The 22867-nt window shown below is 63.5% G+C and carries 17 protein-coding genes; 13 read left to right on the top strand and 4 right to left on the bottom strand.

The window, feature by feature from the left end; translation table 11 throughout:
• Positions 1–72 precede the first annotated feature (72 nt).
• From IEX33_RS14215 to IEX33_RS14200, 4 genes are all read left to right on the top strand, one after another.
• Positions 73–1749: a glycoside hydrolase family 13 protein gene (locus tag IEX33_RS14215; protein WP_188731213.1), complete on the top strand. Its 1677-nt coding sequence runs from the start codon at positions 73–75 to the stop codon at positions 1747–1749.
• Between the two features lie 196 nt (positions 1750–1945).
• Positions 1946–4372 carry a glycoside hydrolase family 31 protein gene (locus tag IEX33_RS14210; protein WP_188731212.1) on the top strand — a complete coding sequence of 809 codons (2427 nt, stop codon included), beginning with the start codon at positions 1946–1948 and terminating at the stop codon, positions 4370–4372.
• A gap of 77 nt (positions 4373–4449) precedes the next feature.
• Complete coding sequence (gene ppgK, locus IEX33_RS14205; protein ID WP_229675392.1) at positions 4450–5334, top strand: polyphosphate--glucose phosphotransferase; 885 nt, start codon at positions 4450–4452, stop codon at positions 5332–5334.
• On the top strand, positions 5331–5936 hold the full coding sequence (locus IEX33_RS14200) for a LacI family DNA-binding transcriptional regulator (protein ID WP_188731210.1): 606 nt from the start codon (positions 5331–5333) through the stop codon (positions 5934–5936). The genes ppgK and IEX33_RS14200 overlap by 4 nt, the downstream gene beginning before the upstream one ends.
• A 399-nt stretch (positions 5937–6335) precedes the next feature.
• Here the strand turns inward: IEX33_RS14200 and IEX33_RS14195 are convergent, their stop codons facing one another.
• A complete protein-coding gene (locus IEX33_RS14195; RefSeq protein WP_188731208.1) occupies positions 6336–7343 on the bottom strand; it encodes a LacI family DNA-binding transcriptional regulator in 1008 nt (335 codons plus the stop codon).
• A gap of 237 nt (positions 7344–7580) precedes the next feature.
• Here IEX33_RS14195 and IEX33_RS14190 point away from each other — a divergent pair, with 237 nt between their 5' ends.
• The 9 genes from IEX33_RS14190 to IEX33_RS14150 all read left to right on the top strand — a co-directional run bounded on the left by IEX33_RS14190 (position 7581) and on the right by IEX33_RS14150 (position 17340).
• Positions 7581–8954, top strand: a complete 1374-nt coding sequence (locus IEX33_RS14190; RefSeq protein WP_188731206.1) for an ABC transporter substrate-binding protein — start codon at positions 7581–7583, stop codon at positions 8952–8954.
• Positions 8955–9009: 55 nt separating this feature from the next.
• Positions 9010–10011: a carbohydrate ABC transporter permease gene (locus IEX33_RS14185; RefSeq protein WP_188731205.1), complete on the top strand. Its 1002-nt coding sequence runs from the start codon at positions 9010–9012 to the stop codon at positions 10009–10011.
• Complete coding sequence (locus IEX33_RS14180) at positions 10011–10934, top strand: carbohydrate ABC transporter permease (protein WP_188731203.1); 924 nt, start codon at positions 10011–10013, stop codon at positions 10932–10934. The genes IEX33_RS14185 and IEX33_RS14180 overlap by 1 nt, the downstream gene beginning before the upstream one ends.
• Positions 10931–12334, top strand: a complete 1404-nt coding sequence (locus tag IEX33_RS14175) for a class-II fumarase/aspartase family protein (protein ID WP_188731201.1) — start codon at positions 10931–10933, stop codon at positions 12332–12334. The genes IEX33_RS14180 and IEX33_RS14175 overlap by 4 nt, the downstream gene beginning before the upstream one ends.
• Positions 12335–12483: 149 nt before the next feature.
• Positions 12484–12738, top strand: coding sequence for a hypothetical protein (locus IEX33_RS14170; protein WP_188731770.1), 255 nt, complete (start codon positions 12484–12486; stop codon positions 12736–12738).
• 228 nt (positions 12739–12966) lie between these two features.
• The gene (locus IEX33_RS14165; RefSeq protein ID WP_229675415.1) at positions 12967–14220 is read left to right on the top strand and encodes an IS256 family transposase; all 1254 of its coding nucleotides are present in this window, start codon (positions 12967–12969) and stop codon (positions 14218–14220) included.
• Positions 14221–14399: 179 nt separating this feature from the next.
• Positions 14400–14951 carry a recombinase family protein gene (locus IEX33_RS14160; RefSeq protein WP_188731199.1) on the top strand — a complete coding sequence of 184 codons (552 nt, stop codon included), beginning with the start codon at positions 14400–14402 and terminating at the stop codon, positions 14949–14951.
• A 26-nt stretch (positions 14952–14977) separates the two neighbouring features.
• Positions 14978–16429 (top strand): Mu transposase C-terminal domain-containing protein, encoded by a 1452-nt coding sequence (locus IEX33_RS14155; RefSeq protein ID WP_188731198.1) that lies wholly within the window; start codon positions 14978–14980, stop codon positions 16427–16429.
• A 20-nt stretch (positions 16430–16449) separates the two neighbouring features.
• Positions 16450–17340 carry an AAA family ATPase gene (locus IEX33_RS14150; protein ID WP_188731195.1) on the top strand — a complete coding sequence of 297 codons (891 nt, stop codon included), beginning with the start codon at positions 16450–16452 and terminating at the stop codon, positions 17338–17340.
• Positions 17341–17618: 278 nt separating this feature from the next.
• Here IEX33_RS14150 and IEX33_RS14145 read toward each other — a convergent pair whose 3' ends face one another.
• Genes IEX33_RS14145 through IEX33_RS14135 form a run of 3 tightly spaced genes read right to left on the bottom strand, consistent with a single transcriptional unit; the run spans position 17619 to position 22845 of the window.
• Entirely contained in the window at positions 17619–18590 is a 972-nt protein-coding gene (locus tag IEX33_RS14145; protein WP_188731193.1) for an aldo/keto reductase, read from the bottom strand.
• Entirely contained in the window at positions 18590–20764 is a 2175-nt protein-coding gene (gene yicI / locus IEX33_RS14140) for an alpha-xylosidase (protein ID WP_188731191.1), read from the bottom strand. Before yicI ends, IEX33_RS14145 begins: the two co-directional genes overlap by 1 nt.
• The gene (locus tag IEX33_RS14135) at positions 20761–22845 is read right to left on the bottom strand and encodes a beta-galactosidase (protein ID WP_188731189.1); all 2085 of its coding nucleotides are present in this window, start codon (positions 22843–22845) and stop codon (positions 20761–20763) included. Before IEX33_RS14135 ends, yicI begins: the two co-directional genes overlap by 4 nt.
• Positions 22846–22867: the final 22 nt, after the last annotated feature.

The raw sequence follows: 22867 nt of genomic DNA, 5'->3' as shown, positions 1-22867 counted from the left end.
ATCCCGGGTCCGGTGGGGGACCACACCACCGGACCCGGCTTATTGTCATCGCATCACAGAAGGAACACAGACTTGTCTACTGCTGAGACCCGTGTACGTCCCGTCCCCACCGCTGACCACGATGCCAACTGGTGGCGTCAGGCCGCGGTCTACCAGATCTACCCGCGCAGCTTCGCCGATGCCAACGGTGATGGTATCGGCGACCTCAAAGGCATCATCAGCAAGGTGCCCTATCTGAAGGCATTGGGGGTCGACGCCGTCTGGCTCAGCCCGTTCTACCCTTCCGCCCTCGCTGACGGCGGCTACGACGTCGACGATTATCGCAATGTGGATCCCAAGATCGGCACCTTGGCCGACTTCGACGACATGACTTCCGCCCTGCACGCGGCCGGCATTAACGTGATCGTGGACATCGTCCCGAACCACTCTTCAAACCGGCACGCCTGGTTCCTGGAAGCCCTTGCGGCCGGGCCCGGATCCGCGGCCCGCAACCGCTACATCTTCCGTGACGGCAAAGGCGATAATGGTGAACTTCCGCCCGCTGACTGGACAGCGGCTTTCGGCGGCCCCGCTTGGACACAGGTATCTGACGGCCAGTGGTACCTCAACACCTTCACACCGGAGCAACCGGATTGGAACTGGGACAACCCCGAAGTCCGCGAGGACTTCCTGAAGACCTTACGTTTCTGGGCCGACCGCGGCGTGGACGGGTTCCGTATCGATGTGGCGAATCTGCTGGTCAAAGACATCCCCGACGATGTGCCCAGCAACGAGGAGCTGCGCGCCGTCGACTGGGCCGCCGGCACCCACCCACTCCATGACCGCGATGAGGTCCACGAAATCTACGCCGAATGGCGCAAAGTCTTCAACGAATATGACCCCCCGCTTTTTGCCGTCGCCGAAGCGTGGGTGGAGAACGCCGAACGCCGCGCCAAGTACGCATCTCCTGATGGGCTGGGACAGGCCTTCAGCTTTGACCTGCTGTTGGCCGACTTCAGCGCCGCTCAGTTCCGGACCATCATCACCGATAACCTGGACCAGGCACGGCGCACGGGCTCAACCTCGACCTGGGTCTTTTCCAACCACGATGTCACCCGGCACGCCACCCGGTACGCGCTGGAACCCCTGAACGGGAACAAGGCGAAGCAGGGCGTGGCATGGATCAAGGCAGGCGGCCCCCGCGATGCATTGGACCTTGAAGGCGGCATCCGGCGTGCCCGCGCCGCCACTGTCCTCATGCTTGCACTGCCGGGCTCAGCCTACCTCTACCAAGGCGAAGAGCTCGGCCTGCACGAAGTCGCCAACATCCCTGCAGAACACCGCCAGGACCCCTCCTTCTTCCGCGGCTCGGAATGGGACGGACTGGGCCGCGACGGATGCCGTGTCCCATTGCCCTGGGAACCAAACGGCCCCTCCTTCGGATTCGGCTCCTCCGGCGCGCATCTTCCCCAGCCGGCCTGGTTTGCCGAATACGCTGCCTCGGTCCAGGAAGAACCCCAGGACTCCACCCTGAACCTCTACCGCCGCGCCCTCGCCGCCCGTCACCAACTCCAAAGCGCCGAATCCCTGGACTGGGTGGAGACCGGCGATGAGAACGTCCTCCACTTCATCCGGCCAGGAGGCTGGCACGTGATCACCAACTTCGGAGACACCCCCGTCAAACTCCCAGCAGGGGAAATCCTCCTGGCCAGCAGTGACCTCCACGACGGCCAACTGCCAGCCACGACCACCGTCTGGCTCCGCGCCTGACCCTTCCTAGCAGTGGACGGCACCCCCTGCGGGCCGGTCGTCGGCACGTACGCGGGCGCTAGCGGCGCTACCTCGTCGTCTCCGCCGCTGCTGCTTCCGGCTCCGTCAAGGGCTGAACCGCACTCACTGCTCCCGTCTCCATGTTTCGCCGGCATGCCTCGCGACCGGCAACATGAATCCTGACAAGGCTTTTGCTATGACTCTCACGTCCGAAAATACACACCTCGACATTGAACGCCTCGCCCCGCACCTGCGGCTTGCAACCGATCCGTCCGCCGCAGAAACGTCCGTCGTGCGCGGTGACCGGTACCGGTTTACGGTCCTGACCTCCCGCATGATTCGGATGGAATACAGCGAGGACGGCCGCTTCGAAGACCGCGCCTCCCAGATGGCCCTGAACCGGCGGTTCGACCAGCCCGAATTCCGGGTCATCGATGAAGCCGGCTACCTGCAAATTCTCACCGAGCACCTGCACCTGACCTATGACAAGGAACCGTTCTCCCCGAACGGGCTGACCATTCAGGTCAAAGGAAACCTCAGCGCATACCACAGCCTGTGGCGGTACTCCGAAGCCGGGGAGAACCTCGGCGGAACTGCCAGGACCTTGGACGGGGCCGACGGCGCCGTGCCCCTGGAACCGGGGCTGATGTCCCGGAACGGCTACGCCGTCCTCGACGACAGCGCCACCCTGCTGCTCGAAGATGACGGCTGGTTCTCCCCCCGCCGTCCCGGGCAGGGCCAGGACCTGTACTTCTTCGGCTACGGGCGCAGCTACCGCGACTGCCTGCAGGACTTCTACCGCCTGACCGGGAACACCCCGATGATTCCGAAATTTGCCCTCGGGAACTGGTGGAGCCGCTACTACAGGTACACAGCCGCTGAATACAAGGAACTCATCACCCGTTTCAAAACCGAGAAAATTCCCTTCTCTGTCGCCGTCCTGGACATGGACTGGCACCACGTGGACATCGACCCAAAATTTGGAAGCGGCTGGACCGGCTACACCTGGAACACCGAACTGTTTCCCGACCCGGACGAGTTCATGGGCTGGCTGCACGAAAACGGGCTGCGGCTGACCCTGAACGTCCACCCCGCCGACGGCGTACGGGCCCACGAAGACGCCTACGCGGCCGTGGCTTTCACGCTCGGCCTGGATCCGGCGGAAGAACACCCAATCGTTTTCGACGTGACCGATCCTGCGTTCCTCAAAGCCTACTTCGAGCAGCTCCACCACCCGTTGGAAGAACGCGGAGTGGACTTTTGGTGGCTGGACTGGCAGTCCGGAAGCCACTCCAAGATCGCCGGTTTCGACCCGCTCTGGGTGCTAAATCATCTGCACTTCCTCGACAGCGCCAGAGACGGAAAACGCCCGCTGACCTTCTCCCGCTACGCCGGTCCGGGCAGCCACCGCTACCCGATCGGGTTCTCCGGCGACACCATCGTGACCTGGGAGTCCCTTCAGTTCCAGCCATACTTCACCGCCACCGCATCAAACATCGGCTACGGATGGTGGAGCCACGACATCGGCGGCCACATGGGCGGCTACAAGGACGAGGACCTCGCAGTGCGTTGGACCCAGTTCGGGGTGTTCTCCCCAATTATGCGTCTGCACAGTTCATCCAGCCTTTTCAGCGGCAAGGAACCATGGGGCTACCGCACAGGCGCTGCTGAGATCATGACTCGCTACCTCCGCCTCCGACACCAGCTCCTGCCCTACCTGCACACCATGAACCACCGCGCCTCCGAAGAAGGCCTCCCCCTCGTGCAGCCCATGTACTACGAACACCCCGAAAATGATGCCGCCTACAGCGTCCCGAACCAGTACCTCTTCGGGACCAAACTCATGGTCTGTCCCATTACTTCGCCCCAGAACACCACCCTGAATCTTGGCAAAACCAAGGCGTGGCTGCCCGAAGGCGTCTGGATCGATTTCTTCACCGGCATGGTGTACCGCGGGGACCGGACCATGTACCTCTACCGACGCCCCGAGCACCTTCCCACACTGGCGCCAGCTGGTGCCATCATCCCGCTTACACAGGAAAGCGCAGCAGTCAACGGAACGGCAAACCCCGCCAGCGTCGAACTGCGGATATTCGGCGGCGCCTCAGGAACCTTTGAACTGATCGAGGACAACGACCCAGAGCTGACGTCCGCGCAGTCCCCGGCCCGCACCGCAATGCGTCTGGACTGGGAAACAGGAACCTTCACGGTCGAATCAGTCACCGGCTATATCTCCGCCATCCCGGAACTGCGCAACTACGAGCTGTCATTCAGCGGCTTCGCGGCCACGGGGCAAATCACCGTCACAAGCGCAGGACGCCTCCTGGAGTACACGCTCACGGCCAACCATGCCACCAACACCACCTGTGTGTGCGTAAAGGATGTTGCAGCGAGCGAAGGACTCACCATCACCTTTGAGAACGGAATGGCCCTGACTGAAAACGACGCTGCCGGCCGCGCACTCGAACTTCTGGCCGACGCCCAGATCGAATTCCGACTCAAAGACGCCATCTTCAAAAAGATCCAGGAATGCTCCGACGCCTCCCTGCTGATCAGCCACCTTCAATCCATGGACCTCGAGCCCGACTTGATGGGAGCACTGACAGAAATCTTCCTGGCGTAGTTGCCGCCCATAACTACCTAACATGATCAGGCGGGCCGGCCGTAGGCCCTGCCCTCCCCGACAAAGCAATAGGACTCATGATGAACCCTCCCGCGACCCCTGGCACCGACCCGCCGTCCGGATCGAGCATTCGGATAGGGATCGATGTCGGCGGGACCTGGATCAAGGGTGCCAGCATTGACCTGAACACCGGCGTTCCGACCGGTGAGGTCCGGCGCCTCCGGACCCCTTCGGACGGAACAGTGGACGCGGTGGCCGCCGCCCTGAAACAACTCATCGATGACCTGGGCTGCGAAAGCCCGGGGAACACCGACGTGGCTATCGGGGTCGCGATCCCCTCGGCTGTCCAACACGGAGTGGCCCGATCGGCAGCAAACATGGACGACAGCTGGATCGGTTTGGATGTTCAGGACTACCTGAGGGCCCGGCTCGGACTGCCTGTCTGCGTCGTGAATGATGCTGACGCAGCGGGTCTGGCGGAGGCCCGCTATGGTGCCGGGAGGAAGACACAAGGAGTGGTCCTGGTCCTAACCTTGGGGACGGGCATCGGCTCGGCACTCATCGTGAACGGAAGGCTGATCCCAAACTTTGAATTGGGGCATCTGGAAATCGACGGCAGTAAGGCAGAATCCCGGGCATCTGCCGTCGCCCGCGAAAAGGAGGGCCTTGGCTGGATGGAGTATGCCGCCCGCCTGCAACGGTATCTATCGCATGTGGAGTTACTGTTTTCACCGGATCTGATCATCATTGGCGGGGGAATTTCAGCTTGCAGCGACGCATTCCTGCCGCACCTCACACTAAGCACCCCGGTCATTCCGGCCGATCTGAAAAACTCCGCTGGCGTTGTCGGCGCCGCCCTGCAGACGATGACAACCAGCCTCGCTCCCGCTCAAAAGGGCCAATCGGAAGAACATTGCAAACTGACAAAAGGGTCTGTCTCGGCGGCGGGACGGACACGATGACGGTGTCAGTTCCTCCCACCAATGGCTTTAAGGCAACCGCCTCTTTCCTTCCCGCCGCCCAGGCCGCCGACCGACAAATGACGACCTCAAGCGTGCCAGGAGGTGAAATAGCAACACGCACCTTCCGCATGCTCGACATCGCGATAATGGCAGGAGTCTCCACGGCCACCGTGTCTAGAGTGGTCAACCAGCAGGACTGTGTAGCAGCATCCACGCGTGCACGTGTCGAATTGATCCTCAACAAAGCAGGGTTCGAACGGAACGAGCATGCCTTGGCACTGCAACGAGAAAGAACCGGCATCCGACAGCCTTCACACTCAGAATCCGACGGGCCTGTAGGGCAGCGAAAGGAGCTGTCCTATTTGCAGGAGGAAAAAATCTCACGCGGCAGCTCCGAGGAATGCACGAGAGAACCGAAGCGTAACTTCAGCGAGGGCCACCGGATTCGCTTTCATCACGAGCAAGAAGTGGTACACGGCGTAATCGACGAGTGGATGCCCGACGGGTCAGGCATTTGGGTCTGGGGTGATGGCATTGGACGCAAATTTCTACCCTTGAACGGAGCGCCGCTCATCCTGATCGATGTGCAAGGAAAGCCTTAGGGGCCACAACTAACCGAAATGAACCATCCGCCACTTAGGGAAAGCAGCGAAACAGCGGCCGCTTCAACGTCACAGGACGTCCAATGGGGGCGAGCCAGTTCAGCCCCGGATGGCCGCATTCTGGATCGTGCCACGTCGGCCGTCGAAACCATCGCTGCTCCCGTTTGGTTAAGGTGACCCATAAGTTGGCTGAGTAATCGCCCCTTCGAGGACCAGTTCTGGCCAACGATTGGTGTCTCTTCTTGAACCCATAACGACTTTTCAAGACACTATTCTGGGTCTGGGGAGGGGTAGCGGCCGGCTGAGAAAGCCTGTGAATAGCGGCGATAAGGGGCGGCAAATTTGCAGGGCTCCACGTCGCAGCCTGAGGGCGGAACGAGGAGCAGTAGCTGACTGGCTTTACTGGCATCCGCAGGACTGTCTGACAGCTAGCTGCGGGATGGTTTTGTCGATCGAGGCAGGTGAGCCGGGTTCTTGAATCCGCTCGAGCAGCATGCGCGCAGCGCGGCGTCCGAGGGCTTCGCCTTTGGTGTCGACGCTGGTCAGGGGTGGTTCCCAGAGGGCTGCTCCGCCGATGTTGTCGTAGCCGATGACTTTGGTGGAAGTCCCTAGGCCGTGGATGCGGAGTGCCCGGTAAAGTCCGAAGGCAATGCTGTCGCTATGGCAAATGATGCCGTCGGGGAGGGGTCCGGCTTCGATGAGCCGCTGACCAAGGTCGAGGCCGCTGATACTGTTGACGGCGCCTGGGATGTCGATGAGTGATGAAGCGTCAAGTCCGTTTCGTTTGAGGGCTTCTTTCACGCCCTTTGTTCGGTCGGTACGGGACAGGATAGCGGGCAGGCCGCCGAGGTAGGCAATGGTTTCGCACCCGTGAGCCTCTATCAGGTGCGTTGCAGCGAGCCGGCCGCCGACGACATCGTCCGCCCCTACATATGGCGCGTCGATGTTCTTTATGTATCGGGTCATCAGAACGTGCTCAAGTCCCCAGGTTCTGAGCTCGTCGACGAGGGATGGGCTGGTTCCGGTCGCGGGCACGAGTGCCAGTCCGGCCACCTGATGCTCGCGAAGTTTCCGGATGGCCTCGTGCTGACGGTCAGGGTTGTCGCCCGTGTTGACGAGCAGCGGGAGGTACCCGGAGTCAGTCAGGCCGGTCTCCAGTCCATGGAGTAGTTCGCCGAAAAACGGACTCGCAATATTGGTAACAACAACACCGATGGTATTCGCCGTCTGAGTTCGCAGGGATGCAGCACCGCGGTTGTAGACGTATCCGAGCTTTTGCATGGACTCGGCGACCCGCTGGCGGGTTTGCTGCGACACTCGCCCTGTTTCACGCAGCACGAGAGACGCTGTTGCGCGCGAAACGCCTGCGTGGTCGGCGACATCCTGCAGGGTTACCGTTCCGGACATGCAAGCCTCCGAGCCCTATCGTTCACATCACAGGGTAACCAGAACTTACCGCTGCTGGAATAATGATATACCGATCCATCAACATGAGGTCGTTCAACACCCCAAAATCCCCAACCGACCCTCTGCGCAGTGCCTAGATTCCCAACATTGTTTGCCAGTTGTGCTTGACAGTGATTCAGAACACCTGCTTACATTTTGCTAGATCGATTAAGCAATTCATCTACCCAGGAGATCTAAATGAACGCAAAGAAGCGGACGATTGCGGCTGCAGTGGCCCTCGTTGGCGCCATGGCACTTACTTCCTGCAGCCCCGGGGGTGAAGAGACTGCCCAGGACGGGTCCTTGACTGTCTGGACTCTTGAACGCCAGCCTGACCGGGTCGAAATCCAAAAGCAGATTGCTGCAGACTTCACGAAGCAGTCCGGCGTTGAGGTAGAGATCGTGGCGGTGGACGAGGCGCAGTACAACCAGCTGCTCGTGTCCTCTGCGGCCTCCGGTGAACTTCCCGATGTGATCGGCGGGCTTGGGCTGCCCGGAGTGGGCGCCCTCCAGGCCAACGACCTGCTCGACGGCGACGCGGCCACACGGGTGGTGAACGAGCTGGGAAAGGACACGTTCGCCCCGCGTTCCCTTGAGCTGGCCAGCATCGACGGGAAGCAGCTGGCAGTCCCGAGCGACTCCTGGGCATCCTTGCTCGTCTACCGCAAGGACCTGTTCGACAAGGCGGGCCTGAAGGCCCCTGAAACCTATGACGACATCCTCAAAGCCGCCCAGACTCTGACCACCGGCAACCAGGTGGGATTCTCTGGATTTACTACCAACCAGGAAACGTTTGAGCATCTGGCGCTGGGCAACGACTGCCAGCTGGTCAGCGACTCCGCGGAGATCACCCTGGACAGCCCCGAATGCACCACGTCCTTCAACTTCTACCAAGAGCTGATGACCAAGTACTCGGTCCCCGGCGAGCAGGACACCAACACGGCGCGGTCCAATTACCTCTCCGGCCGGGCGGCCATGGTCATGTTCTCCTCCTTCATCCTCGATGAGATGGCCGGGCTCCGCAGCGACATGCTGCCCTCCTGCGCTGAGTGCGCCGGCGACCCCTCCTACCTGGCGAAGAACAGCGGAGTGGTTACCGCGATCAAGGGCCCTGATGGATCCGAACCCGCACAGTTCGGCTCCCAGGTGAACTGGGCCATCCCGGTGGAGGCTGCTTCCTCGGCTACTGATTTCGTCAAGTACATGATGAGCGATGGATACGAGCGTTGGCTTGCCTTCGCTCCTGAAGGCAAGGTCCCCTCACGCCAGGGCACCCAGGACAATCCGACAGCATACGTCGATGCCTGGAAGGCCATGTCCTCGGGCACCAGCACCAAGGCACCGCTGTCCGACTTCTACCCGCAGTCCGTCATCGACCAGCTGTCCACCTCACCGGAAAAGATGAGCCTTTGGGCTGTGCCCCAGGGCCAGGGCGCACTTGCCGGCGCACTGCTCGCCGAGAAGCCCGTGGCGAAAGCCATCAACTCGATGATCACCGGTGGAACCTCCGGGCAGGACGCAGCCAAATCAGCGACCGACTCCGTACGAACCATCCAGTCCACCCTGAAGTGACCGGCGGACCCACCGTGAACACCCGATACCCCACCCTCAGGTCACCGGAGGAACAATGACCACCACCCTGGGAAAAACCCCCCGCACCAGGAAAACCAGTTCGTCCCCGTCAGGCCTCCGCCGCGGCGGAGGCGTCAGCCGACGCCAAGCACGGGCAGGCCTGGCCCTCGTTTCACCCAGCCTCATCATCGTGCTCTTCCTGGTGGTCCTGCCCATCCTGTGGACCGTGATGCTGGCCTTCCAGGATGTGCGGCTGATCCAGATCCGCCGCGCAAACCTCTTCGGCAACTACACGCTGGATAACTTCATCGGCGTCCTGACCTCCGAAGCCCTGTGGTCATCCCTTGGAACAACACTTGCGTACTCGGTCCTGGGGACGTTGGGGGCCATCATTGTCGGTCTCGCCGCCGCACTGGCACTGCGGAACGCTTTCCGGGGCCGCACACTGATTCGGGCCGCCATGCTGCTTCCCTATGTGGCCCCCGTAGTGGCATCGGCGTTCGTCTGGAAGACCATGCTCAACCCCCAGTTCGGTGTGGTCAACGCCTGGGGCACAGGCTTCCTGGGTTGGGACCAGCCCATATCCTTCCTCACCACAAGAACCACTGACTGGTCGATCCTTGGCCTGACGGTCCCGGTGCCGACGGCCCTGTTCACAGTCATCGCCTTTGAGATCTGGCGGACGTTCCCCTTCGTCTTCCTGTTCATCACCGCACGGCTTCAGGCCGTACCGAAATCAATTGAAGAAGCGGCCCGGATGGACGGGGCAGTCCCGACCCAGATGTTCCGCCACATCCTGCTGCCCCAGCTCCTGCCCACCATCGCGGTCCTCAGCGTGCTGCGGTTCATCTGGACCTTCAACAACTTCGATGACGTCTACCTGCTCACCGGCGGCGGCGCCGGAACCGAAGTCGTCAGCGTAGGCGTCTTCAACTACCTGATCGGCCGCGGAGACATCGGCTCAGCCTCCGCGCAGGCCCTGGTGCTGGCAGCCATCCTGACCGTCATGGTCCTGGTCTACATGAAATTCGCCGTCAAAGACGAGGAAGTAGCGTAATGACAACCCTGAACGACGTCCGTTCCCCGAGCACAGCACCCGGACGACGGCCCCGCACGTGGTCACGCGACACCGCTGAAACCAAAACGCTGCGCGTGCTGCGCTGGGCAGTTGTCGCCGTCCTGTTGCTCGTCACCGTCTTCCCCTTCTATTACATGGTCACGCTCTCCGTCAGGGACATCGGTTCGCTCATTGCCGACCCTGCCAGGGTCTGGCCCAACCTGTCCGAAATCAGCTTCGACACCTACAGGAACGTTCTCGCCTCCGTCGCCGACGGCGGCCAGGGATTCGCGGGGTTCATCCTTACCAGTGGCCTGGTTGCCCTCGGCACCGTGGTCCTGACCCTGCTGATCGCCGTTCCCGGAGCCTACGCCGTCAGCAGACTGCAGTTCTTCGGCCGCCGCCAGATCAGCGCACTGTTCCTCGCCGTCTACCTGTTCCCCAGCATCCTGCTGGCCGTGCCCTTGTTCGTCTTCTTCACCAGGCTGGGATTGCGCGGAGCCATCGGCGTGCTGCTGGTCGTCTACGTCTCCCAGACCATCGCCGTTTCCATCTTCATGCTGCGCAACTACTTCCAAACGATCCCCGAAAGCCTCGAGGAGGCCGCGGCCCTGGACGGACTGGGAAGGTTTGGCATCATGTGGCGCATCAGCCTGCCGCTGGCAGGACCGGCCATCATGTCCAACGCACTGTTCGTGTTCATGATCGCCTGGAACGAATTCCTCTTCGCCCTGCTGTTCCTGGTGGAAGAGCGTGACAACTGGACGGTGTCCCTCGGCCTGGCCCAACTGTCCGGGAGCCTCGAAGTTCCCACCACAATCCTGATGGCCGGCTCAGTCATCCTCACGCTGCCAATCATTCTGCTGTTCTTCGGCAGCGAACGCCTCCTCGCAGAAGGCCTCACCGCAGGATCCGAAAAATGACCAACAGCGAAAGCCAATCAGCACTAACGGCGCCTCCGGAAGCGCCGCTCCCGTTGCGCTTCACCGACTACCGGGTCCCGGACCCGGGAATCCGCAGCCTCTTCCACCTCGATGCCCGTTGGGAAAGCTGGCTCCAGGTAGAAGCGGCCCTCGCCCGCGCCCAAGCCAAGCTTGGCATCGTTCCAGCCGAGGCCGCTGAAGCCATCACAACGAAGGCAACGCTGGCGGCGCTGGACATTCCGGCTATACACCGCGGCATCGCAGCCACCAGCCACCCCCTGATGGCGCTGATCACCGAACTAAGCAAAGCCACGGGGGAACAGCACGGCGGCTGGGTGCACTGGGGTGCCACCACCCAGAACATCACCCAGACCGGGGATCTGCTGCAAATCAAAAAGGCCCACCTGATCCTGCTGGACCAGCTACAACAGACCTTCACTGCAGCCGCACGTCTCGCCCGCCGCGGAGCCTCCGCAGTAATGGCCGGCCGGACCCACAGCCAGCAGGCCGTTCCCATTACCTTCGGTTTCAAGGTAGCGGTATGGATCGATGAACTCCTCCGTCACCATGAGCGGCTCCGGCAACTGGAGTCGCGGATGTTCAACGCCATGGCCGGCGGCGCTGTTGGCAGCTTCGCCTCCCTTGGCAGCGACGGCCCGGGAGTCCAGCAGCTCCTCTCCCAGGACCTGGGACTGGGCAGCATGCGCATACCCTCACGAGGAATCGCAGACCAGTTTGCCGAATATGTAGCCGTCTTGGCTTTGCTGGCCGCTACCGGCGGCCGCATCGCAGGCGAGATATACACACTGATGCGCCCCGAAATCGGTGAAGTCCAGGAAGCCTCACCAGCAGGTACCGTCGGCAGTTCCACCATGCCTCACAAGCAAAATCCACAACTCTCCCAGGACTGCACCACCATCTCCGCCCAAATCCGCAGCCTCCTGCCACTGGCAATGGAAGCAATGCTGCACGATCAGGAAGTGAACGGCGCGAACACCGCGATGATGGACGACGCCCTGAGCCGTGCCATCATTCTCAGCGGGGACCTGCTGGCACGGCTGACACTGATCCTCACCGACCTGGAAATTGACGAGGACCGTATGCGGACGAACCTGAAAATCACCCACGGGCTCGTTTCCTCAGAAGCCGTCATGCTGTCTCTCGGTCACGCCATCGGCAGACAGCACGCACATGACGTCGTCTACGAATCAGCTCAAGAGGCGATCAGGACACATCGGCAGTTCGGAGATGTCCTCGGTGCGAACCCGACAGTCACTGCCCACTTAACTAAGCTGGAAATAGAGGGCCTACTCGACCCTCTCAACCACGTGGGCCTCTGCCAGGAGATCGCGCTCGAAGCCGCGGCACGAGCCGATTCGATGAGATTGATAAGCCACTAACCAAGAACATCCCAGATGGCTTGCATCGCGTGATCCTTCTGATCTCCGAATAGAGGAGAAGGATCAGAAGGCAGGGCGCGTCCAACGCTCTCCCCCACGTTGTGAGTAACCCCCCTTCGAGAACCAGTTCTAACCAACGATGTCTTTTCTTGAACCCACTACAACAGATATACGAAAAGGCTGAAGCCATCAGCACCAACAAGGACTTCACAATCTCAATCACCGCGACAGACCGTGCCGGCATGGAACGCCAGCTCGATGAGGCGGTGACTCATGCCAAAGCCTTGGCGCTGCAAGAAGGACGACAGGGAATTCTAGTTACGCGCACCAGCCCCAATTCCTTCACCGTCGCCCTCAGCGATACGGTGCCCTTCGGCCTGACGCGCGAACATCAGCAGTGGTGAATCCTCCCTGACCGGACAAGGCCCTTCGACGTCTTCGCATTGCTCGCGTCAGAGCTAAAACATTTCACGTCCGCCCCAGCAAGAGGAACTAGCAGGACCAGCCAAACAGCTGTGTCTTGAAAAGCAAAAGCTTTTCGAGAGGGACTGTCTGAATAACGGTGTGTGGGGTCCGGCCTGATCCGAAAGGAGACGGCCGTGTCAGAGTCTACGACCGACATGACAGGGGTGATGATCGATCCTGTGACGGGAGAGATCATCGATCAGAAGGAGCTTGCGGAGCGGTTGCTCGCGCAGGCCAAGGAACAGGGCGTGAGCCTGGTAGGCCCGGGCGGGCTGCTGAACCAACTCACCAGGAACGTGCTGGAGACCGCTCTGGAAGCCGAGCTGACAGAGCACCTCGGCCACGAGCACGGCCAGACACCGATCGCAGCCAACATGCGTAACGGCACCAGGTCAAAGACCGTGTTGACCGAGATCGGTCCGGTCGAGATTGAGGTGCCCCGGGATCGGGACGGCTCGTTCGAGCCGGTAATCGTGCCCAAGCGGAAACGGCGTCTGGACGGGATCGACCAGATCGTGCTCTCCCTCTCTGCCCGAGGGCTGACGACCGGGGAAATCGCCGCGCACTTCGAGGAGGTTTACGGGGCTAAGGTCTCTAAGGACACCATCAGCCGCATCACGGAGAAAGTCGCCTCGGAGCTGGCCGAATGGTCGGCCCGGCCTTTGGATCCGATCTATCCGGTGCTGTTCGTTGACGCGGTCGTGGTCAAGGTCCGTGACGGGCAGGTGCGCAACACCCCGTTCTACGTCGTCATGGGGGTCACCACCAGTGGGGAGCGGGAGATCCTGGGCATCTGGGCCGGCGACGGTGGCGAGGGTGCCCGGTTCTGGCTGCAGGTCTTCTCGGAGCTGAAGAACCGGGGCGTGGAAGATGTGTTGATCGCCGTCTGCGATGGGCTCAAGGGCCTGCCGGAGGCGATCACGACCACGTGGGAGCGGACGGTGGTGCAGCAGTGCATCGTGCACCTGATCCGCAACAGCTTCCGCTACGCCGGACGCCAGCACCGCGACGGGATCGTCAAGGCGCTTAAGCCCGTTTACACGGCCCCGTCCGAGCAGGCGGCGAAGGACCGGTTCGCCGAATTCACTGCCGAGTGGGGCCAGCGGTATCCGGCCATCGTGCGGCTCTGGGAATCTTCCTGGGCCGAATTCGTGCCCTTCCTGGAGTACGACGTGGAAATCCGACGGGTCATCTGCACGACGAACGCGATCGAGTCGATCAACGCACGCTACCGAAGGGCGGTGAGGGCCCGCGGGCACTTTCCGAACGAGACCGCTGCCCTGAAATGCCTATACCTGGTCACCAGATCTCTTGATCCAACCGGCGGTGGCCGTGCACGCTGGGTGATGAGGTGGAAGCCTGCGCTAAACGCGTTCGCTATTACCTTCGCTGGCCGGTTCGAAAGAACCACTCAACAATGAAAACCGGCCGGACTCCACACACCGTTTATCGGACAGTCCCTTTCGAGACGCGGGCGTTGCGACTTGAAGCGTCAAAGGACTCGGCGTCGTGCCGGGCCGCCCGATGTCTTGGAAAGATGTCTCATCATGAATCGTCTCAGGCGCGTGCCGGCCGGGGGTTTCTGAGGCACAATGGCGGGGTGAGACATATCGGGTATACGCGTGTGAGTACGTCGGGCCAGGACGCGAAGTTACAGCTCGATGCATTGGTCGACGCCGGGGTGCAGAAACGGGACGTGTTCGCCGATGTCACATCCGGGAGCAAGGCCGCCATTGAGCGGCCCGGGATGAAGAAGCTCCTCGCGTATCTGGAGCCGGGCGATACCGTCGTCGTGTGGCGGGTGGACCGGCTCGGTCGGTCCTTAATTGATGTTTTGAACACGGTGAACTTGCTGCGGGAACGCGGCGTGTATCTGAGATCCATCTCGGACGGGATTGACCCCACATCAACCTCAGGCCGCCTGATGCTGAACATGCTCGCGACTTTGGCCGAGTATGAGCGGGAGTTGATCGTCGAACGCGTGAACGCGGGTATCGCCGCGGCCAGGCAGGGCGGAAGCCGCTTCGGCCGGCCCTTGTCCGACCCGCTCGTCATCGCCGACAAGCTCGCGATCGCCCAGGACGCTCGCGCCAAGGGCCGCACCGCTGAGGAAGCGGCCCGACTCGTCGGCTGGAGCCGCGCGACGCTTTAACGCCATCAGCAGGCGGCCTCCCGGTTATGAAGCATGGGCTGTCGGCCGAAGACCGCGCGGCGCTGCTCCGGCAGCACCTCGATGACGGTGTTCCCCTCGCCAGAATCTCCGACCAGGCCGGCATCCCCCTCCGCACGCTCCAACGGTGGACGGCAGGATTCCGCGCCGCCAGTTCGGTCAAGGCCCTGGGCCGCCGGCCACGCTCGGACCGTGGGAGCCATTCGCTCCCGCCCGAAATCGTGGGCGCGATCGAAGGCCTCGCGCTCCGCCGCCCAGCGCCGACCATCGCGTTTATACACCGGCGGATCTGTGACGTCGCGCTCGACCGCGGCCTTCCGGCCCCCGGCTACACGACCGTCCGGGCTGTGGTTTCCGCCATCGATCCGGGACTGCGCACGATCGCGCTCGAGGGCGACGCCGCGTACCGGGACCGGTTCGAGCTGGTCTACCGGCGCACCGCCAGCCGCGCGAGCGAGCAGTGGCAGTGCGACCACACCGAGCTGGACATTGAGATTGTCGACACCGCCGGGGCCCGCGCACGCCCGTGGCTGACCGTCGTCCTCGATGACTACTCTCGCGCCGTCGCCGGCTACACCGTCTTCACCGGTGCGCCGACCGCGCTCCAGACGGCACTGGCCCTTCACCAGGCCGTGCAGCGCAAGAAACATCCGGCCTGGCCCGTCATGGGTCTGCCCGATGTCCTTTACAGCGATCACGGCGCGGATTTCATGAGCACCCACCTCGAACGGGTCTGCCTCGACACCCACATCCGGCTCATCCATTCCATCCCCGGCGTGCCGCAGGGCCGCGGGAAGATCGAGCGGTTCTACCGTACCCTCACCGAAGGACTCCTGCCCCATCTGCCCGGTTTCATCCCGCACGGCAGCCGAGGGACCCCGGTGACTGAACCGACGATGACCCTCGAGCAGCTCGATACCGCGCTTGAGCGGTTCATCGTTGACGAATACAACCACCGCACCCACTCCGAAACCGGAGAGGTCCCCGCCGCACGCTGGCAGGCCGGCGGCTGCATCCCCCGCATGCCGGTCCGGCCCGAGGACCTTGACCTCCTGCTCCTGACCGTCGCACACCAGCGCATCGTCCACCGCGACGGTATCCACTTCAACGGCCTGCGCTACCTGGACCTCACACTTTCGGCCTTTGTCGGCGAAGCCGTCACCATCCGCTACGACCCCCGGGACATGGCCGAGATCCGAGTCTGGCACCAGGACAACTTCATCTGCCGTGCCATCACCCCGGAACTCGCCACCGAAACCATCACTTTCAAGCAGCTCAAGGCGGCCAGATCAGCACGCCGGAACGAACTGAAGAATCAGCTGCGCAGCAAGCTCAGCCTCGCCGATGCCCTCCCCACCGACGACCGCTACGCGCCGCCGGCACCCGTCGAACCGACAAAGGCCAGCCAGCAACCTAGTGATGAAAAGCCGCATCAGCTTCGCATCTACGCCGAAGACTGACCCCCAGGAGAGGAACGCCCATGCCCGCCAAGGACGAGAACGACGATGGCCGCCGCTTCCTATCCGCCGATCTCGGCGAGATTTCCGCCGCCCCGCCACCGGTCCCACCCGACACACCGGCATTTCTCATCACCAAGGAGCACCGGCGCTTCACCGAATTCGCCACCGCAGTCCGAACCAACCGCCACATCGGCGTCTGCTACGGCCCACCCGGCGTCGGCAAAACCCTCTCCGCACGCGCCTACGCCGGCACGACCGAATGGGAACAATGGCAACGGACCGGTCAAACCAACACCGAGCCCATCCCTCCCCGCGTGCTTGAGGCCAGAACCGCATTCTGGACGCCTACAGTAACCATCAGCCCCCGAGAGATCGACCGGCAACTACCCCGGACCTGCCAGAGAATCTCTTGGGCAGTCGAATATGCCCAGGACGGCAACATCGACGTCTTCGAGCACCGCGACTCCCGGGCTTCCGGCCTGACCGAACTCCTCATCATCGACGAGGCCGACCGGCTCAAACCTCCAGCGCTCGAGCAGGTCAGGGACTACTACGACCGCCACACCATGGGCGTCATCCTTATCGGCATGCCCGGCATCGAAAAACGCCTCGCCCGCTACCCCCAGCTCTACAGCCGCATCGGCTTCGCCCACCATTACCGGACGCTCAGCACCGAGGAACTTACCTTCGTCCTGGCAAATCGCTGGCAGGAACTCGGCCTCACTATCGACCCTCACGACTTCACGGACGCCGAGGCGATCGCCGCCGTCGCCGGCATCACCAACGGCAACTTCCGGCTCATCCAACGCCTGTTCACCCAGATCACGCGCATACGAGACATCAACCAGCTCAACAACATCACCAAGGAAGTCGTCGAAGCGGCGCGCGAAACCCTGCTCATCGGCACCTGAACGCGCCAAATAGCGCCGCTAAATAAACGCCAAATACCGTGGAAAATCACAGAGCGTGGCATTCCGGTGCCCGACGATTCCCGTAAGACCCGCCCGCAAAACTGCCCGGTGAAGGTGCCCTAAACGCTACACATCAAATCGTCTCAAACCCTTGGGATGCCACACGTCCGACGACTAGGCTGACGACGGCGATACCACTGCTGTTGTCACGGGATCATGGAGTCCGTCCCCGGCCCACGACTCCCGTAACTATGTCCCGTAACCTCCAGCTTGGACCCCTAACCCAAGTCCGCATTCCCGGCCGAAGCCAGCGGCAGCATGCGTTCCCAGAAGTCCTCCGGGATGCTCCACTGCGCCAGGCGGGCGGCTTCGGCCACCCGCTCTGGCTCCGCCATCCCCACGATGGTTGAGGTGATGCGGGGATCGCGGGTGGAGAACTGCAGCGCCGCGGCGGCGAGCGGCACCGAGTACTCGTGGCAGAGCTCCTGCATCTCCCGGACCCGGCCCAGCAGTTCCGGGCTGGCCGGCCGGTAGCAGTAGTTGGCGGTGGCGTCGGGTCCTTTCACCAGCAGGCCGCCGCCAAAAGGCGCGGCATTGATGAAGGCGACGCCCCGCCGTCGTGCGTCCTCGATGAGCGGCTCCGCCGTCTGGTCCACCAGCGTGTACCGGTTGTGGCTGATCACCACGTCGAACACATCCAGGGCCAGGTACTTCAGTTCCAGGTCGATGGGTCCGCCGGCAACGCCGAGGTGCCCAATCACCCCCTGGTCCCTCAGATCGGCGAGCGCCTCCAACGGCCCGCCCGCCGCAACACCCTCCCCGAAGCTGATCTTCTCCGGATCATGGAGGTGGACCAGTGGCAGCCTGTCCAGCCCCAGCCGCACAAGGCTCTCCTCCACGCTGCGCCGGACACGGTCGCCGGAGTAGTCCGCCGTCCCCAGGACGGGATCCACCTTCGTGGACAGGACAAAGCCCTCCGGCAGCCCGCCCGCTTCCCGGATGGCCTGCCCGATCCAGCGCTCGCTGCCGCCGTCGTGCCCGTATTCGTTGGAGGTGTCCAGGAAGTTGAAGGGTCCGGCCAGGGCGGCGCGGACTGCGGCCACAGCCGTATCCGTCCGCGCCGCCTCACTGCCGTTCCGCGGATGGTTTCCCAGCGAACTCGTGCCGACGCATACCTCGGTGACAGGGAGGCCGGTGCGGCCCAGGGTCTTCATGGCTGTGGGTATCCTCGCCTCGGTGACAGATTCCATCAGACTACGACGGCGGAAACGTCGCCGCCGCTGACGGTCACCTCGAAGGCCGTGGTGGAACCGTCCGGCGAGGGCACCCCAACGCGCCGTGTCCCGTCCGCCGCGGCGAACGCCCGGAACTGCATGTCCCGCGCCCAGTCGTAGTCCGGCCGGTCCGACACTGTGCCGATGGGCAGTACAGCCCCTTCGCGGACCCAGGTGGCAGCCTCCATCACCGAATACTCCTTGCGGTGCCATCGCGGGCCAGCCAGCTGCTCCCCCGTTTCCAGGTGCGTCCAGGTGCCCTCGGGCAGGTAGAAGGACACGGACCCGGACGGGGCCATGACCGGTGCCACCAGGATGTCCGGCCCCAGCATGTACTGCCGGTCCAGGTGCGCGCAGCCCGGGTCCTCGGGGAACTCCATGAAGAGCGGACGCATCAGGGGAATACCCTCCGCGTACGCCTGCTCCGCCGCCATCTGCAGGTAGGGCATCAGCCGCATCTTCTGCTCCGTGAAGTGCCGGAGCACGTCCACGGATTCCTCATCCACCAGCCACGGCACACGGTAGGAGTTGGAGCCGTGCAGCCTCGAGTGCGAGGACAGCAGGCCGAACGCGATCCACCGCTTGAAGATTTCCGGCTCGGGCGTGCCCTCAAAGCCGCCGATGTCGTGGCTCCAGAAGGAGAAGCCCGACGCCGCCAGGGACAGCCCGCCGCGCAGCGATTCAGCCATGGCCGCGAACGTGGATTCGCAGTCACCGCCCCAGTGCACCGGCATGGTCTGGCCGCCGGCCGTGGCGGAACGGGCAAACACCACCGCTTCGCCTTCGCCCAGTTCCTTGGACAGCAGGTCGAAAACCGTCCTGTTGTACAGCTGCGCGTAGTAGTTGTGCATCCTGTCCGGATCGGACCCGTCGTGCCACACCACATCGGTGGGGATGCGCTCGCCGAAGTCCGTCTTGAACGAGTCCACGCCCTGGCCCAGCAGGCCGCGGAGTTTGTCCTGGTACCAGAGCACGGCGTCCGGGTTGGTGAAGTCCACCAGCCCCATGCCCGCCTGCCACATGTCCCACTGCCACACCGACCCGTCCGGCCGCTTGACCAGGAAGCCCCGCTCCAGCCCCTCCCGGAACAGGTGCGAGCGCTGGGCGATGTACGGGTTGATCCACACGCAGACCTTCAGCCCCCGGTCGTGGAGCCGGGCCAGCATGCCCTCCGGATCAGGGAACGTGGCGGGGTCCCAGACGAAGTCGCTCCAGTGGAAGGACCTCATCCAGTGGCAGTCGAAGTGGAAGACGGACAGGGGCAACTTCCGCTCCTCCATGCCGTCAATGAAGGAGTTCACGGTCTTTTCGTCGTAGTCCGTGGTGAAGGAGGTGGAGAGCCACAGGCCGTAGGACCAGGCCGGTATCCGTGACGGCCGCCCGGTCAGCTCGGTGTACCGCCGGATGATGTCCTTCGGAGAGGGCCCGTGGATGATGAAGTACTGGAGCTTCTGGCCCTCCACGCTGAACTGGGTGCGGGACACCACCTCCGAACCCACCTCGAAGGACACCTTCTCCGGGTGGTTCACGAACACCCCGTAGCCGTCGTTGGTGATGAAGAACGGCACGTTCTTATAGGCGAGGTCGCTGGAGGTCCCGCCGTCCTCGTTCCAGATGTCCACCGACTGGCCGTTCTTGACGAACGCGCCGAAGCGCTCGCCCAGGCCGTACACGTTGGTACCCACGCCCAGGCTGAGCTGTTCGTGCACAAACGTCCGCCCGCCGTCGTCCGTGATAACACCGACGCTGCGCGGCGTGGAGGTAGTCAGCAGCCTGCCGTTGCCCAGGAAATCGACCCCCCAGTCCCCGTCCGTGCTGATCCGTGCCGTGAGCCCGCCGGAGGTGATGCTGGCCGTGTCCCCGTCCCGGCTGAACTGCGGCGCCGGTCCCGTCCGGTTCACGTCGAAGTGCGGGCCGTTGTCCAGCCCGCCCTGGAAGTGCTCGATGGTCACGCCGATGACGTCCGGCAGGGGCGCGTCGAAGGTGACCGTCAGCTGGGGAAGGTTCAGGGCATCGCCGCGGGAAGTGATGCGCTTGGTGGGTGCGTAGACCGTCAGGGTCCGCTCGTCCTCCACCACGTCTGAGACGTCGCGCGGGTGCAGCGCCGAGAAGCCTTTGCGGTACAGCCAGTAGCCGTCGGTGAATTTCATGGGATCTCAGTTTCCGTTCTCAAGAGGGGCAAGGCTGTCTTTGAGGATTCTTTAAGGACCAGGGCGCCGTACGGTTCCAGGGTCAGGCGGGGCCCGCAGGCGTCCCCGGTGAGCACGTCCACAGACTGCTCAGCGAGCGTCACGGTGCGCGGTTCCGGGCTGTGGTTCAGCAGGAAGTGGTGGCCGCCGCGGGTGGCAAGTTCGACGTCGTCCGGCAGCAGTCCTGCCACCGGCGAGGAGATGCGGGCTGCCGCCAGGGCCTCCCCCACGATGTGCCCCAACGCAGGACCGGGCAGGTCGCACCCGGCGTACCAGGCGGTGCCGCGGCCGTGGCTGTTCCGGACTACTGCCGGTTTTCCGGCCAGGGCGCCGGAGGCAAACGTGGCCGCCGCCGCAGAGCGGGGACCGTCCAGGCGGAGGTCCTCGGACCACACAGTGGCCTGGAGGCCGGCGGGCGCATCTGCAGTGACGCCGCCCGGGCCGGGTGCCGCAAATTTAAGGCCGATTCCTTCGGCCAGGGGCCGCCATTCCTCGCCGCTGACACCGAGCATGGCCGCCAGGACCGAGGGGAAGCGTCCCTGCCGGAGGTGGCCGTTGCTGTCCGCCACCCCCGTGAAGGGCCCGACGACGGCCGTCCCGCCCCGGCGCACCCAGGACGTCAGCCCCCCGGCATGGTCGTCCGTGAGGAGGAAGAGGCTGGGGACGAGCACCAGGTCGAACCGGTCCAGCGGCGTTGAGGGGTGCACCACTTCCACGGCCAGGCCGCGCCGCAGCAGCGGCCGGTAGTAGGCCTGCAGCTGGTCCAGGACGCCGAGCCGGTCCGTGGGGCAGTCCGGGGCCTCCGCCGCCCACCAGCTGTCCCAGTCGAACAGGATGGCGATCCGGGACGGCGCCGGGGTGCCGGCGAGGAGCCGAAGGTCCTGCAGCTGGGAGCCGAGCTCCGCGACCTCCCGGAACACCCGGGTGTCCTCCCCTGCCAGCGGCACCACGGCGGAGTGGAAGCGTTCGGCGCCGAAGGCGGACTGGCGGAACTGGAAGAAGCAGATGCCGTCGGAGCCGCGGGCCAGGGCGGAGAACGAGTCCACACGGAGTGCCCCGGGTTCCTTGGCGCTGTTGTGGGGCCGCCAGTTGACGGCGGAGGCCGCGGATTCCATCAGCAGCCAGGGTGTGCCGCCGGCCAGTCCCCGGCACAGGTCGTGGGTGAGGGCGCCCAGTTCCCAGGTCTGCGGCTGCCCGGGATCCGTGTACCAGTTGTTGCCCACCAGGTCCGTCTCCGCCGCGAAGCTGAAGTAGTCCGCGCCGCGGAAGAACCCCATCAGGTTGGTGGTGACCGGAACATCCGGGGAGTACTGGCGGATGATGTCCCGTTCAGCGGTGAAAAGTTTGAGCAGCGACTCCGAGGTGAAGCGCTTGAAGTCCAGGACCTGCGTGGGGTTGTGGAGGTACGGGGCCGTACGCGGCGGCAGGATTTCCTCCCAGGTGCTGTAGCCCTGGCTCCAGAAGGTGGTGCCCCAGGCGGAGTTCAGGTGGTCGAGGGAGCCGTAGCGGCGCAGCAGCCAGGTGCGGAACGCGGCGGCCGTTTCGTCGTCGTAACTGATCTGTCCCAGCTCGTTCCCCACGTGCCACATCACCACGGCGGGGTGCTGGCCGTACCGCTCGGCGAGCGCTGCGGTGACCTGCCGTGCGGCGCTGCGGTAAACGGCCGACGACGGCGAGAACTGGTTGCGGGAGCCGTACCAGAGCGTCGTTCCGGCTGCGTCCGTGGGCAGTGTGCTGGGGTAGCGGTGTCCCAGCCAGGGCGGCGGCGATGCGGTGGGCGTGGCCAGGCAGACCTTGATGTTTCCCTCGTCGAGGAGGGCAAGGATCCGGTCCAGCCAGCCGAAGTCCCAGGTGCCCTCGGTGGGCTGCAGGCGTGCCCAGCTGAAGACGCCCAGGGTGACCAGGTTGATGCCTGCCTGCTGCATCAGCCGGATGTCCTCCGGCCAGCTTTCCTCCGGCCACTGCTCGGGGTTGTAATCGGCGCCGAAGAGCAGCCCGGCCCGCTCTGTCACGGCGCTCAGGCCGTGGCTTCGAGGATGCATGGAATTCCTTGGTTAAATGATG

It is taken from the genome of Pseudarthrobacter scleromae, from assembly GCF_014644515.1.
Lineage (GTDB): Bacteria > Actinomycetota > Actinomycetes > Actinomycetales > Micrococcaceae > Arthrobacter > Arthrobacter scleromae.
This window is presented reverse-complemented; position numbering and strand designations above follow the sequence as displayed.